Annotated in this window: 11 protein-coding genes; 7 read left to right on the top strand and 4 right to left on the bottom strand. The window is 44.6% G+C overall.

From position 1 onward, the window contains the following. Nucleotides 1–356: 356 nt before the first annotated feature. Nucleotides 357–1,331, top strand: coding sequence for an alpha/beta hydrolase (locus D1Z90_RS12480; protein WP_232525255.1), 975 nt, complete (start codon nt 357–359; stop codon nt 1,329–1,331). A gap of 166 nt (nt 1,332–1,497) precedes the next feature. Here the strand turns inward: D1Z90_RS12480 and gorA are convergent, their stop codons facing one another. Continuing rightward, the gene (gene gorA, locus D1Z90_RS12485) at nt 1,498–2,853 is read right to left on the bottom strand and encodes a glutathione-disulfide reductase (RefSeq protein WP_119911102.1); all 1,356 of its coding nucleotides are present in this window, start codon (nt 2,851–2,853) and stop codon (nt 1,498–1,500) included. 94 nt (nt 2,854–2,947) lie between these two features. Continuing rightward, nucleotides 2,948–4,915 (bottom strand): ATP-binding protein, encoded by a 1,968-nt coding sequence (locus tag D1Z90_RS12490; RefSeq protein WP_119911103.1) that lies wholly within the window; start codon nt 4,913–4,915, stop codon nt 2,948–2,950. A gap of 415 nt (nt 4,916–5,330) precedes the next feature. Here D1Z90_RS12490 and prlC point away from each other — a divergent pair, with 415 nt between their 5' ends. The 5 genes from prlC (at nt 5,331) to D1Z90_RS21535 (ending at nt 13,028) form a co-directional block, all read left to right on the top strand. Beyond that, complete coding sequence (gene prlC, locus D1Z90_RS12495; RefSeq protein ID WP_119911104.1) at nt 5,331–7,373, top strand: oligopeptidase A; 2,043 nt, start codon at nt 5,331–5,333, stop codon at nt 7,371–7,373. Nucleotides 7,374–7,520: 147 nt separating this feature from the next. Then, nucleotides 7,521–8,603, top strand: coding sequence for a mechanosensitive ion channel family protein (locus tag D1Z90_RS12500; RefSeq protein ID WP_119911105.1), 1,083 nt, complete (start codon nt 7,521–7,523; stop codon nt 8,601–8,603). Nucleotides 8,604–8,720: 117 nt separating this feature from the next. Then, nucleotides 8,721–11,903, top strand: coding sequence for an ABC transporter substrate binding protein (locus tag D1Z90_RS12505; protein ID WP_119911106.1), 3,183 nt, complete (start codon nt 8,721–8,723; stop codon nt 11,901–11,903). 42 nt (nt 11,904–11,945) lie between these two features. After that, complete coding sequence (locus D1Z90_RS12510; RefSeq protein ID WP_198419167.1) at nt 11,946–12,695, top strand: class I SAM-dependent methyltransferase; 750 nt, start codon at nt 11,946–11,948, stop codon at nt 12,693–12,695. 165 nt (nt 12,696–12,860) lie between these two features. Further along, the gene (locus D1Z90_RS21535) at nt 12,861–13,028 is read left to right on the top strand and encodes a hypothetical protein (RefSeq protein ID WP_198419164.1); all 168 of its coding nucleotides are present in this window, start codon (nt 12,861–12,863) and stop codon (nt 13,026–13,028) included. On the opposite strand, the gene D1Z90_RS12515 is transcribed toward D1Z90_RS21535, so the two are convergent. Beyond that, a complete protein-coding gene (locus tag D1Z90_RS12515; protein ID WP_119911108.1) occupies nt 13,025–13,450 on the bottom strand; it encodes a universal stress protein in 426 nt (141 codons plus the stop codon). The genes D1Z90_RS21535 and D1Z90_RS12515 overlap by 4 nt on opposite strands. Nucleotides 13,451–14,020: 570 nt before the next feature. On the opposite strand from D1Z90_RS12515, the gene ftnA reads away from it, so the two are divergent. Next, the gene (gene ftnA, locus D1Z90_RS12520; protein ID WP_119911109.1) at nt 14,021–14,563 is read left to right on the top strand and encodes a non-heme ferritin; all 543 of its coding nucleotides are present in this window, start codon (nt 14,021–14,023) and stop codon (nt 14,561–14,563) included. A 27-nt stretch (nt 14,564–14,590) separates the two neighbouring features. Here the strand turns inward: ftnA and D1Z90_RS12525 are convergent, their stop codons facing one another. Then, nucleotides 14,591–15,136 (bottom strand): gamma carbonic anhydrase family protein, encoded by a 546-nt coding sequence (locus D1Z90_RS12525; protein ID WP_119911110.1) that lies wholly within the window; start codon nt 15,134–15,136, stop codon nt 14,591–14,593. Nucleotides 15,137–15,501: the final 365 nt, after the last annotated feature.

Here is a 15,501-nt window from a genome sequence, read left to right on the forward strand (position 1 = left end):
ATTCCAAATTAAGGTGGGCATTGGCCCTTTTTGAAAGGGTTATTAAATCTGCTTGAGCATGCAAAATGCGATGCAATATTGCATCAATTCAAATGCATTGAGTTACAAAATAGCATTTTATAAAGTACTACTCAGCACACAAAGCAGGAGTGATTGGTGACCATACGTGGTTAAAGATCTTCTTAGCCTCTAAACGATGGGCGCTCAGTACACCGATACTATTGAGATTCTCATTCATAGAGTCAGCTTGTCTTAAGCTCCTTTATTTAACTTGATCAGTGAGAAAACTCATGAAAATGAAAAAACTAAACAAGATACTCCCAGCGTTGATTCTTACAAGCATTAGCACAGTAGCGATGGCTAATTCAAAGGTTGAAAAAAGAGAAGTGCCTACACCCGTTGGCATTTCTTCTGAGCTTGCTAACATCATTGAAAACCGAGTGATGCCACCTCATGTACCAGTGCCAAAGAATACGCAAGCATGGCTAGAGGCACAGGTAATAGCCGACCAACCCGCAATTGAAACCGCCAAAGAGGTCGTCGAGCGTTTAAACATCAGCTATGAAGCAAAACAATATGCGGGTGTTGACACCTTTTTTGTTACCCCTGAAACCATCGCACCAGAATATGCCAATAAATGGCTGATACATATCCACGGTGGTGCTTTTGTATTGGGTGGAGGTGAAGCGGCTTTACGTGAAGCAAGTTGGGTGGCTGATGGCATTGGCGCTAAAGTGATTTCGATTGATTATAGCAAGCCGCCATTACACCCATATCCAGCCGCTATTGACGATGTGGTCGCGGTTTGGAAAGCGCTTACTAAAACACAGAGTGCAGAGTCGACCGCTATTTTTGGCACATCAGCGGGAGGCAATATCACGCTAGCCACAGCGCTCAAACTACAAGAACTCGGCTTACCGACACCGGGAGCACTTTTTGTTGGCACCCCTGCGGTGGATTTAAAAGAGACATCAGACTCGTGGCACACACTTAAAGGGTTAGATCCGCTAGGTGAGAGAGAAGGCGCATTGAGCGCTGCGTTTGAACTTTATGCAGGAGGTGAAAAGCTAGATAACCCATTGATATCACCTGTCTACGCAGATATTAAAACATTCCCACCTACGATTTTTATCTCTGGTACGAGAGATTTGTTGTTGAGTGACACCGTCAGAATGCACCGTAAACTCAGAGCGGCAGATGTGGATACTCAATTACACGTTTATGACGGCCAAGCGCATGCTGACTATATGATTGGCTCAGTAACTGAAATGCCAGAGTCGGAAGATGCATTAAAAGAGATAGGGCTATTTTTCAATAAGTATATTAACTAATTAAAACAGAGAGATCGCTCGTTTGGTCTTGTAGGATGATAGACCTGCCGTGATGGTATGAGTGAGATAAGCTCAATGAAAAAATCACTGACCGCGGAGGTGTGGTCAGTGATTGATGATGTTCCAGATGGATGAGTGTGCAAGAAGTTGTTCCTACACAATTTCTTTATCTCATGGTCACAAACTCTTCAGAGCCTGTTGGGTGGATAGCTACAACACTGTCAAAGTCGGCCTTGGTCGCACCCATTTTCATGGCTACCGCAAAACCTTGAATCATTTCATCTACGGTAAAACCAATACCGTGTAAGCCCACTACGGTTTCCTCTTCTCCGGCGCAAACCAGCTTCATTTTACAAGGCTGACGATGTGCGGTAACGGCGGTGTACATGGCGGTAAAGCCAGATGTGTATACTTTGATATTGTCTTGACCGTATTTGGCTTGCGCTTCTTGCTCCGTCAGGCCAATAGTGCCAATCGGTGGATGGCTAAAGACCACGGTCGGCACTAAGTCGTAATCCATTTTGGCGTTAGTTTTGCCATTAAACAGGCGTTCTGACAATTGGCGGCCCGCTTTAACTGCAACGGGTGTGAGTTCAATGCCGCCTTCCATGATATCACCAACACAGTAAATACCAGGCACATTGGTATTTTGGTATTCATCTACCTTGATGTAACCTTGCGTGTTAGTCTCAACGCCGGCTTTATCCAAATTGATTGCTGCGGTGGATGGATGGCGACCGATTGCCCAAATTAGGCAATCCACCGTGGTGCTGTTACCGTTTTCAAATGAAAGGGTTAAGCTGCCATCGGCATTCTTTACCACTTCTTTTGGCGTACTGTCAGTATGCAGCTGAGGGCCTTCTGCGGCCATCACTTCCACCAAGGTGTCGGTGATCATGTTATCAAAGGTTCGAAGTGGCGCGTGTTTGCGCACAAATAAATGAGTTTCACTGCCAAGTGCATTCAGTACACCCGCAATTTCTACCGCAATGTAACCTGCACCGACAACGGCTACTCGTTTAGGTTGTTCGGTGAGTTCAAAAAAGCCATTTGAGTCAATGCCGTGCTCTGCACCTGGCACATCAGGAATCGTTGGCGCGCCGCCCACCGCAATTAAAATATTGTCTGCGGTATATTGTTGGCCATTTACTTCAACGGTTTTGGCATCCACAAATTTGGCAAAGCCTTTAATCACTTCAACTTTGTTGTTGCCTAAAACACGGTCGTAAGATTGATGAATACGGCCAATGTATGCTTCACGGCTGTCTACCAAGGTTTGCCAATTAAAACCTTTTTGCTCAACGTCAAAACCATAGTCTTTACTGTAAAGGTGAATGGCTTCAGCAATTTGCGCGCCGTGCCACATAACCTTTTTAGGAACACAGCCCACGTTAACACACGTGCCGCCCAAGTCTTTGGCTTCAATTAGCGCAACCTTGGCGCCATACATAGCCGCACGGTTTGCAGAGGCAATGCCACCGCTGCCGCCGCCAATACAGATATAGTCAAAATGTGTTGTCATGATACGTTTCCATCGCTGTTTTTTACTGATTGTAGGGAGTCAATTGGGAAAGACAAGCAAAACCGCTTTGGCAGCGATTTTGCTCTGGCTGGGGTTAGGCTGGAATATATGGCAAGTCGATATGGAAATGCACGCCGTGCTCTCCGTTACTGCTGTATTCGATTGAGCCTTTGAGCAGTTGTACCACTAGGTTATACATTACATGGGTACCTAAACCACTGCCGCCGTGGCCGCGTTTACTGGTGACAAAAGGATCAAAAATACGCTCAGCGATGTCTGGTTCAATACCGCGCCCCGTGTCTCGGTAATCAATCAATAAGCGGTCACCTTGCAGGCTGACAAACACAGAAATCTCGCGCTCACCGTCCCAATCTTCAAAGCCGTGCTTGATACTATTGATGATCAAATTGGAGTATATCTGGGTAAAGCTGCCTGGGAAGCTGTTCATTTTTAAATCTGGGTCACAGTGAGTATTGACCTCACAGCGTGACTTTTTAAGCTTGTGACTTAATGACGTTACCACTTGGTTAAGGTTTTCTTGCAAGCTAAAGGCATACCTGGCCTCACTGGATTGATCTACCGCCACTTGTTTGAAGCTGCTGATTAAATCAGAGGCGCGACGTAAGTTGTTAATCAGTAACTCGCTGGACTCTTCCATGTTATTGGTGAGCTCTTCAATAAAGCTACGAGAAAGTTGGCCGTCAGCCACTTTGTTTTTAAGTTTACGGGTTTGGTCTTGCAAGTAAGAAGAGGCTGTTACGCTGATGCCTATCGGGGTATTAATTTCATGGGCAACACCGGCTACCAAACTCCCCAGAGAAGCCATTTTTTCTGATTCAACCAAGGTCTGTTGGGCTTTTTGTAATTCATCGAAAGCCACCACAAGCTGGTTGTTACTCTGCTCTAAGCTGGCGGTGCGTTTTACCACTTTTTCTTCCAGCTGGTCATTGAGGCGTTTAATTTCTTGCTCAATGCGTTTTAAGCTAGAAACGTCATAACCAAAAGCAATCAGATACTTAAATGTTTCGCCTTGATAAAAGGGGACAAAGTTCCAGAGCAAGGTGTTACTTTCACCAAGCTGGTCGGTCATGGCGATTTCTAGGTCTTTTTGTTCACGGTATTTACGTAATGACTCTTTGATATTGTCTCGCTGTTTTGGATCCACAAACAGTTCTAGCCAACTCTTTCCTTCCATCTCATCTTGGCTGTAACCCGTAAGCAGAACACCCGCAGGGTTGATGGACTCTATGTCTAAATGCAGGTTTAAACAGCAAATCACCGTTGTGGATGAGTTAATGATAGTGGCTGAGAAGTCGCGCTCTTTGCCCAATTCGCTATTAGCTTGTTCTTTAGCGCTTAATTCGGCATATATTTTTTCTCGCATCTGGTTAAAGGTAGAGGCGAGGGCGTCCAATTCATCAGGATTGGCGGGTTTATCGTCTCGACCTTCTAGATCGAGAGGCTTGGTGATGGTGTCGAGGTTGAGCGTGCGAGTATACTCAGCAATGCGATTGAGGTGGCGTATCACTACGTAATATATGATCAACAAGATACAAACAGACACCACTAAGGTTTTAATGGTTTGGCTGATCAGTATGATCATGGATTTTTCTATAAGCCTTTGATAAACCTCATTCAGCGACGCCGCTACCAAGAGTTTACCGACAATTTCCCCTTGGTAAACCAAGTCAAATTCACGGCTGATATCAAACTTCTTTTTCTGCATGCCTTTTTCAATTAAAGGCACCTCGGAAGGCCCTAAGATTTCTTTGATAAGCACATATTGCATGTTAGGCAGGTTCATAATGCCTTCGACCTGCACTTGGACTTGTTCTTCGTCTAAGTTCCATAAACTGGCGGCTATGGGGTGTAAAAAACTGGCTTCAATTTGACCGATACTGTCTTCAATTTGGCCCACATCTTTGTGGTAATCCCACAATAATTGAACCATGGTAATAACCACCGCGAGCACAGTACTACACAGTAAGATATAAGACAGCAGTCGAAACGAGAGACTATTTTGAGATGCTGACTGTTTGAGTTTTGAGAATGCGTTTAGCATGGTGCTTTAATCCATCAACCAAGTGCTTATTGGCGTGGCAGTAACTATTGAACTGTCACCACCGTGAGTTCTGCCTCCTGCAGTAAAAATCACTAACGCCTCTGTGGGAGTTTAGTCATTCATCGCAAAATGGCGACCTGTGAAACAATATATCTGCTCCCGCAGCTGGGTAACACAGTTATTGCCCCTTGAAGACCTGAATTCTGCGTTAGATCGCGCATTTACAAGGTTAATTCTAATTGAAAACCAGTTTCATCGATTTTCATTTACCTTAAAAATATATCAATAAAGATCAATTTGTTAGTTAACGGGGCAATTACAATGAATTTTGTCTTTATCTGTACCTTAGCCTTGATAACTGGACCTGGCTACCTCATGTTAATAAGTATAATTGTTCATCAAGAGAATCTTCGATATGAGTAACCCATTACTGACTGAAACAGCTTTAGCGCCTTTTAGCCAAATACAACCGGCCCATATTCAGCCAGCCATAGAGCAACTAATTGCAGACAGTAAGGCCCTCATTGCCGAGGTGTTGGCTAAGCAAACCACTTATACCTGGCAAAATTTTGTGCAGCCCTTGGACGATATGGGTGACAAGCTTTCTCAAGCGTGGCAACCGGTTTCCCATATGAATGCCGTTGTTAGCAATGATGAATTACGCGCTGCCCATGATGCCTGTTTACCTTTACTGTCAGAATACGGCACTTTTGTTGGTCAGCATGAAGGTTTATTCCAAGCCTATCAGTCGATTGCTCAAGGCGCCGAGTTCGCGAGTTTAAGCGGCGAACAGCAAAAGGTGATTACAGATAACCTGCGAGATTTTAAATTATCAGGCATTGCGTTAAATGATGCGGACAAGCAACGCTTTGCTGCGGTAAAAATGCGTTTGTCTGAATTAGCGTCACAATTTAGCAATAATGTATTAGATGCGACATTAGGTTGGCAAAAGCACATTACTGATCAAGCTGAGTTAGTCGGTTTGCCTGAAAGTGCGATGCAAGCGGCGCAAGAACTGGCGCAATCAAAAGAGCTAGACGGTTATTTGTTTACGTTGGACTTTCCTAGTTACCTCCCCGTGATGAAATATGCGGATAGCCGCAGTTTACGTCAAGAAATGTACCAGGCGTTTGTGACTCGGGCGTCAGACCAAGGCCCTAATGCCAATCAATGGGATAACAGCGAGATCATTGCCGAAACCCTAGCATTAAGAAAAGAAGCCGCCAGCTTACTGGGCTTTGACAGCTTTGCGCACGATAGCTTGGCCACAAAAATGGCTGAAACCCCTGAGCAAGTGATTGGTTTTCTTACTGATTTGGCGAAAAAGTCTAAACCTCAGGCTGCCGCAGAAATGGCAGAGCTAAAAGCTTATGCCGAAGAGTTGGATGGCTCGGTAGACCTACAGGCATGGGACTTAACCTATTACGGTGAAAAATTACAGCAACATAAGTACGCCATCTCAGATGAGGCGCTGCGCCCTTACTTCCCTGAAGCAAAAGTGGTGTCCGGCTTATTTGAGGTGGTCAAACGACTATTTGGCTTGACGATTACCGCGCGAGAAAACGTGGATACTTGGCATCAAGACGTGTCTTTTTACGATATCTTTGATGCCAGTGGTGAGCTTAGAGGCAGCTTCTACTTCGACCTATATGCCCGTGAACACAAGCGAGGCGGGGCGTGGATGAACGACGCACAAACCCGTCGTCGCAGGGGGGACGGCAGTTTGCAAAAGCCGATCGCATTTTTAACCTGTAACTTTAATAAGCCTGTGGGCGGCAAACCGGCGTTGTTTACCCACGATGAAGTTATTACGTTATTTCATGAGTTTGGCCACGGCATTCATCATATGCTGACCAAAATAGAAACCTCTGGCGTATCTGGTATTAATGGCGTGCCATGGGATGCGGTAGAGCTGCCGAGTCAGTTTTTAGAAAATTGGTGTTGGGAGCCTGAAGCGTTAGCGTTTATCTCCGGTCATTACGAAACGGGTGAGCCGCTACCCCAAGACATGCTTGATAAAATGTTAGCTGCAAAGAACTATCACTCAGCCTTGATGATGGTACGTCAATTAGAATTTTCATTGTTCGACTTTAAGTTGCACCTGGAATACGACGCTGAAGCGAAAACGAACCCGCAGCAAGTGTTAGACGCGGTGCGGGCAGAAGTGGCAGTAGCGATACCACCAGCGTATAACCGTTTTCAAAATGGTTTTAGCCACATTTTTGCAGGCGGCTATGCGGCCGGTTATTACAGCTATAAATGGGCCGAAGTCTTGTCGGCGGATGCGTTTTCTCGATTTGAAGAAGAGGGCATCTTTAACCCGCAAGTGGGCGCCGATTTTATGACTAATATTCTAGAGAAAGGCGGCTCGGCGTCGCCTATGTCATTATTTAAAGCATTTAGGGGCCGCGAGCCAAGCGTGGATGCTTTATTACGCCACAGTGGCATTACTGCTTAAGCTAACCGTATTACTTGACCGATAACACCGGATCCCCGCCATGTGCGGGGATTTTTCGTTATGGTGCGCAATGATTTTTATAGCGTTATTGGTTAGTATTTGCTGTGAAATCAATAAACAACGACTTTTGATGGTAAGGTGCGACAAATGGAATGGGTGTCACAGCTGATTGAGAGCTTTAAAACCAATAACTGGATGTTTGATGTAACCATCATTCTGAGTATTACCAGCGTTGCGTTTATTTTCTGGCGCATGTTTGCCAAACGCATGACACGCCTTGTCGCCAAAACGCGGAACGGTTGGGATGATGTTATTTGGGCGGCGTTATGGCAACCCATTAATTGGGCCATCTTAACTTTAGGCTTGGCCATGGTCGCCAGTGTATACGCACAGGCGCAGCAATCTGTGGTCAAGCAATTTATCCCTACCGCGTTAACTTTAGTGCTAACGAGCCTGATTTGTTGGGGATTTCTGCGTTTTATTGGTCATTCTGAAAAGCGATTTATCACGATAGGGCGAGATGAAACCACAGTAACAGCGCTAGGTAAGCTAATGCGAGCCGCGGTGTTGGTCATCGGCGCTTTGGCAATTTTCCAAACCTTGGGCTTTAGTATTTCAGGGGTACTTGCTTTTGGTGGCGTGGGTGGCTTAGTAGTCGGCATGGCTGCAAAAGACTTACTGGCGAATTTTTTCGGCGCTTTTGTGATTTATTTAGACCGCCCCTTTAAAGTGGGTGATTGGGTTCGTTCGCCGGATCGCAACATTGAAGGCACGGTAGAGCATATTGGCTGGCGGGTGACTAAAATCCGCACCTTTGATAAGCGACCATTATACGTGCCAAACGCCATCTTCTCGAACATAGCGGTAGAAAACCCCTCGCGCATGAGTAACCGCCGGATTTACGAAACCTTGGGCATTCGCTTTGCTGACAGTGCAAAAGTTGAGGCTATAGTGGCCGAGGTGAAAGCTATGCTACAGCAGCATCCAGAGATAGACACCAGGCAAACCTTAATAGTGAATTTTAATGCGTTTAATGCTTCTTCAATGGATTTTTTCATTTACACCTTCACTAAAACCACAGATTGGGTCTATTTTCATGAAGTGAAGCAAGAAATTTTGCTCAAAGTGATGGCGATTATTGAGTCTCATGAGGCTGAATTTGCTTTCCCAACGCAAACTTTACATTTACCGGGTGTGGAAGCAAATCATGCTTTGAGTCCAGAGCCTTAAGTTTGAGTGAAACGTTACGTGACCCGTTGCAAATACTGGTGGGGTGCGCCTTGACCCTAAGTTAGTGGCCACTGTAGTCTGGTGAGCCGATAGAGTGATATTTGAATAAGCTATTTAATGTTTAATACCTACCTTGGTAAGTTCAGCGCGGCGTGTGTATTTCTTTGCAGTTTGATTCTGACCATGCCGCTCGCCCATGCTAAACAAAAAGAAGTCTTGGTACTGCATTCTTATCACCAAGGCTATCAGTGGACCCGAGACCTGCAAGCTGGGGTCGAATCGATCCTGGGCGAGCAAGATATCGCTTTGTATGTGTCTTACCTCGACAGTAAGCGCTATTTCAGCGATGAGTACATGGAGTTGTTAACTGAAGCATTTGCCCGTAAATTCGCACATCGTGATTTTGACTTGGTCATTGTCAGTGACAACAATGCCTTAATGCTGGCGAAAAACTATGGTGAGCGTCTATTTCCGAATACGCCCGTGGTATTTACCGGTATCAATCATTACACCCCGGCATTGATTGATGGCATGAAAAAGGTAACGGGTGTGGTTGAGTCTATTGAGTTACTCGACTCCATTTCAGCAGCCTTATCTCTGATGCCCAAAACCAAAGATATTTATGTCATCGTGGATGACACTAACTCGGGACAATTATTGCAACGCGAGTTAGACCGTATTGAGCCACAAATATACCCTAGGGTGCACGTCTTGCACGATGAAACCTTCCTGACGTTGAAGCAAAAAGTGGCGCAAGTGAAAGGCGACGCCATCATTTTCTACACTACATTCTCCAGAGATCGTGATGGCAACTTTGTGGAATACGATAAAATGGTGCAGTCACTGCATGATGTGGCCAATGTGCCCATTTTTGCATCTTGGGACTATACCTTAGGTCATGGCGTCGTCGGCGGAAAAATGATCAGTGGCTTTAGCCAAGGCGAAAAAGCGGCTCGTAAAGCGTTAGACGTCCTCAATGGGGTGCCGGTGGAAGCCGTTCTCATCGATACCAAGCCAGATAACAAATACATCTTTGACGCGACTCAGTTGCAACGCTGGCAGCTGAGTACCGCTGACCTTCCCAAAGAATCGTTGATCATTAATCAGCAGATAGACGAGTACGACAATTACAAAGAGAACTTTTTGATCGTACTCGCGGTGATAGTGTGTCTGTGTATCATCATTGCGCTGTTACAGTTCAACGTGGTAAAGCAAAAGCGCATTCATGCCGAATTGCGTGCTAGCCGAGCCCGTTTTTCCGCGCTGTTTAATGAAGCTTTCCAAATCAACATTTTGCTTGATAGTGAAGCCAAGGTGATTCAAACCAACAAAGCTGCACTTAGCCTATTATCCCTTAACGAAGTAGACGTAATGGGGAAGAAAATTTGGCAAACCCCTTGGTGGCAGCACAGTAAAAATGAAATGCATCGATTGCAACAAGCCATTGAGCAAGTGAACATGGGGGAATTTGTTCGTTACGAAAGTCGACAGGTCAACAGCGCCGGAGCGACCGCCATCATTGATTTGTCGTTAAAGCCGGTGTTTGATGGTAATGGCCAGCTAGAACTGATTTTAGTAGAAGGTCGTGATATTAGCGGCAGTAAACAAGCCGAGATAGAGCTGCGAGAGAGTGAAGCGCGTTACCGTGTATTGCACGATGAAAATCCGTCAATGCTGTTGACGATTAACGCCCAGGGCTTGATTTTATCTTGTAACCGCTTTGGTTCTCGTTTGTTAGCTTACTCGATGGATGAGCTAGTGGGTAAAAATGTCACCCTATTGCACACTATCAATACCAGCATTGACCAGCAGATGGCTTATTTAAGTCAGTGTGCTAGTAACGCTGAAGGCTTGTTAACGAGGCAAATCCAATATCAGACTCGCTTAGGCGAAACACTTTGGCTGCAAGAGACCACTCGTAAAGTACCAGGCAAAGAACAGTTTTTCTTAGTTTGTGAAGATATTACCGAGAAAAAGCTGCTATCTGAGCAATTGTCTTATCAAGCATCACATGATTTCTTAACGGGCTTAAAAAACCGTAATTTCTTTGAAGCGCAACTTGAGAGTTATATTGAGTCGGCTAATGAAGGCACCCAGGTTCATGCCTTAATGTATCTGGACATGGATCAGTTTAAGGTGATCAACGATACCTGTGGTCACAGCGCTGGCGACGAAGTACTCAAGCAGCTGTCGACGTTATTGACGGACAGTTTGCCCCAAACGGCGTTATTAGCCCGTTTAGGCGGGGATGAGTTTGGCGTACTGATCACCAACTGTGAACCGAGCGAAGCACTGATTCATGCCCACCGTGTCATTGATGCTGTTGCCGAACACCATTTTATTTCAGAAGAAAAGACCTTCTCATTGGGGGTCAGCATTGGTTTGGTTGAGCTGAATAACACCAGTGGCACCAAGCAATATGTCCTCAGTTGTGCTGACACTGCGTGTTACGCGGCAAAAGATGAAGGCCGTAACCGAGTGAACGTATTTAAGCATGACGACCAAGAGCTACAGCGTCGCCATGGTGAGATGCAATGGGTGAACAAGGTACAACAAGCGATGCGAGAGCAAAGGTTTTGTTTGTATGCGCAGCCTATTAAACGCATTTCTCAGGAAGAAGAGGAGTACTTACATTACGAAGTACTGACAAGAATGATCGACGAGAATGGTAAGTTGGCTCCTCCTGGCTTATTTATTCCTGCCGCTGAAAACTACAACCTGGCCGATAAACTTGATCGCCTTATCATAGATAAAACCTTGTTATGGTTAGCAGGTCACCCAGACCACGTTGCTAAACTGGATTTATGTTCGATTAACTTGTCTGGCCAATCGATTGGTAACAAAGACTTTGTTGAGTACTTAGTACAAGCTTTACAAGAATCGAAAGTGCCCTTGGACAAAATTTGTTTTGAAGTGACGGAAACGGTTGCCATTGCTAACTTTAGTCACGCATCTCATTTACTCAAAGAGCTGAAAAAGCTGGGCTGTAAATTGGCCCTAGACGATTTTGGCACTGGCCTTTCTTCCTTTGGTTACTTGAAACGCTTACCTGTCGATTACCTCAAGATTGATGGCTTGTTTGTCAGAGATATTGCCGACGACGAGATGGATTACGCCATGGTACGCAGTATCAATGAAGTGAGCCAGTTAATGGGTAAGCAAACCATTGCTGAGTGCGTAGAAGACGAGCGAGTATTGATGCGCTTGTCTGAAATTGGTGTGGACTATGCCCAAGGCTACCACCTCGGTAAACCCATGCCGATAGAGATGATGGCGCTGGTCTCGTTGGCGATGGACTAGTATGATGGCGCTTTTACTGATTGAATCATTGCCGTGCTACCACTGATCCCTGAATCCAAAGAATTGCGCCACGAAGTAGAGAAACTTTCTCACCAGTGGGGATTTCGTCTGCAGTCCTTACCCGAAGATGAGCTGGCGTTATTTTTAACCTTTGACCAGCTTGAGTTACGTAAACTGGATGAGCCTAAGTTAGGCGCTGTGGCTGTTGACTTTGCCTCTGGCGCTGTTGCTCATCGTCGCAAGTTTGGTGGTGGTAAAGGTCAAGCGATAGCAAAGGCTGTTGGCTTAAAAGGTAAATTCTTACCCCACATAATTGATGCGACCGCAGGTTTAGGGCGAGACAGCTTTGTGTTTGCTTCGTTAGGATGCAAAGTCACCTTGATGGAGCGCTCGCCGGTTGTTGCAGCATTACTGCAAGATGGTTTAGCAAGGGCACAGCGAGACCCAGATATTGGAGCGTGGGTGCAAGAGTTGATGCAGTTACAATTTTGCTCTGGTATTGACGCGCTTGCTCAAGCTTCAGCTGATGTGGTTTACCTCGACCCCATGTTTCCACATAAAAAAAAGAAAGCTTTGGTCAAAAAAGAAATGCGAGTATTTCAATCCTTGGTTGGACCAGACATGGACGCCGACGAACTATTGGCACCGGCAATGGCAGCAGCGAAATATCGTGTGGTAGTGAAGCGCCCAGACTATGCTCCTTACCTCGATAACCAAAAGCCAACGATGGAAATCAAGACTAAAAGCAATCGCTTTGACGTTTATGTCAAACAAGCCATGCCAAACAGTTAAAAATTAATCTGTTATTAGCCTTGGTTACTTACTGTTTTGTATGATCTTCTTAAGATCTAGCCAGGGATGCACAAGTCATATTTAAATAAATCTAATTGAGAATGCTTGCTAATAACATTAACTTTGTTGATCATAGCCCTGCAGTTATGAGAAATAGAGTAGGCCATGGCAACAAAAGCAAAAAGTACATCATTGTGTAAATGGAAGAAGCTTGAGATTGAAGACAACCTCAAGCTGTTGCAAAAGCTGATCAATCAGCCCCAGTTTGTGTGTAAAAAGTGTTGCCGCGCAGCCAACAGTAAAAAAAACTTGTGTAAAGCGTTGGCTATCTAATTAAGTGGCACAATTAATAAGTCACACTGTGAGCGATTGACTAATTGCTTAGCATGAGAGCTTAGCATGCTCCAAAAATCATGGTGATGACCGGCAATAATAAGGTCTGCTTCTACCTCTTGTGCTGCTTCGATTAACGCGCCTGGCATATCACCGCATACCACTTTATGTTCTTCCATGGGGTAGTCGATATTAGCCACGATGCGCTCTAATAGTACTTCATCTTCTTTGGCAATCTCTTGCTCTACTTTACTGGTATCAATACCTACCATCCCGGTATAGTTATGATTGATCAGTTGATCTATATGTATGATAGTAAGCCTAGCTTTATCAATTTCAGCTCGCAGCACTGCTTTTTCAACGAGATAGCGTGCGTCTTCGTTTAATTGAATTGCAACCACAATATGTTTGTACCCTGACATAACTATTACCCCTATCGGCCTTAGCCATCTAATTATAGTGCAGTAACTAGTTTAGAGCCGCCGATCTTGCTCAGCGTTGACATGAATCAATAAGCCAGATCCTAGAAATGACGCTAAAATAGATATGAGAGGTAGCGCCAATGAAAGCGGATTTTGTATTGTGTGATTTGAAAAAAGCAGATGTTGAAAAGCGGCTGCATCAGATTACTGAAATAGTCAGTCAGCCGCGTTTCATTTGTAAAAAGTGTTGCAGGGTGGCTAAGCAAAAAAAATACTTGTGTAAGCCTGTTGTGTTATCTGGTTAGTTCTTTAGATAAAAGAACACAAAAACAGTAGCATAACAAAACTCAGTATTTTCCATTCTTTAAATAACAGTTCCATGTGCTTAGCTCCTTTGTAATTTTTTACAATTCTATCAGGGGGCTAATGACGGAGTTGTGACAAAATTCAAAAAAAGTCAGAAATCACTTGCATGTTAAGTATGCTTCATCTACCGCTAATGTGTTGCTTGTTATCCCCCTCTATCTTATGTAAAAATGTTTAAACAGTATAAAGACGTTAGGAATGCAGATGTTAAAAGCAAACATGGTTGAAAAGTTGAATGAGCAAATCAATTTAGAGTTTTACTCTTCAAACTTATACCTACAAATGAGCGCTTGGTGTGAAGACCAAGGCTTAGAAGGTGCAGCAGTTTTCTTGCGCGGCCACGCTAAAGAAGAAATGGAACATATGCATCGCCTATTTACTTATGTCAGTGAAACAGGTGCATTGCCAATTCTTGGTACAGTAGAAGCGCCGCCACACGAATTTGCTTCTTTAACAGAAGTATTTCAATCAACTTATGAGCATGAGTGCATGATCACTCAAAAGATTAACGAGCTGGCTCATGTGGCATTTAGCTCACAAGACTACTCAACGTTTAACTTCTTACAGTGGTACGTTTCAGAGCAACACGAAGAAGAAAAGCTATTTAAAACGATTCTCGATAAAATTGATTTACTAGGCAGTGACAAGCAAGCCCTTTACTTTATCGATAAAGAATTAGCTGAATTGTCTAAAACAGGCGGCAGCACGATTTTAGAAGCTGCTACCGCAGAAGAAGCTGGCTTCTAAAATAGTGATGGTTGGCAGAATGAGGGCTTAAGCCTGAGATTCTGCCAAGTATTCGTTTTTCAACCTCACGTAGTTGTCTGCTGACTGCGGTAGAAAAGCCAATTCCTGTTCACTTAAAGCTCTCGCTTGCTTCACTGGTGAACCAACGTATAAAAAACCCGATTCAAGTTTCTTTCCTGGCGGTACTAAACTGCCCGCACCAATAATTACGTCATTACCCACAACTGCATTGTCTAAAACAATGGCGCCCATACCGACTAACACACGATCGCCAATGGTACATCCATGCAACATGGCTTTATGGCCAATCGTAACGTCATCACCAATGATTAACGGGTAACCCGCGGGATTTTGCTCTGTTTTACGAGTGACGTGTAACACAGTGCCATCTTGAATATTGGTGCGAGCACCAACACGTATGACATTTACGTCACCGCGCGCAGCGACCAATGGCCAAACACTGGCGTCCTCCGCCAATTCAATATCACCGATCAGTACTGACGCTTCATCTATATAGACAGATTTGGCTGCCTTAGGGCGAATGCCTTTGTAACTTCTTATTGCATGATTCATTGCTATCTCCTGTTTCAAGCTGACATTAGCATAATAAACAGCCATAACAAGGCTCTGAACAGGAGTAACTTGTGGATAAGCGTTGGGTAACGTGTGGCTGAAAATTAATTACGATTTTATTACAAAAAGGGCTTGCGCCAAATCCGTTTCTCCCTATAATGCGCAACCACTGACACGGCAGACCAGCTCACTAAGGGCAAGGGTCACAAGCCAATCAGTCTGGTTCAAAAGCAAGGCTTTTAACTGGGAAAGAAAATTCGATAATTTAATGCAAATTAACGGTTGACTTTCAAACCGGCTAGCGTAGAATGCGCAGCCCTGACGAGGCGAAACGCTTCAGTCAAATGTTCTTTAACAATTAGCAA

It is taken from the genome of Motilimonas pumila, assembly GCF_003596335.1.
GTDB lineage: Bacteria > Pseudomonadota > Gammaproteobacteria > Enterobacterales > CBDFNC01 > Motilimonas > Motilimonas pumila.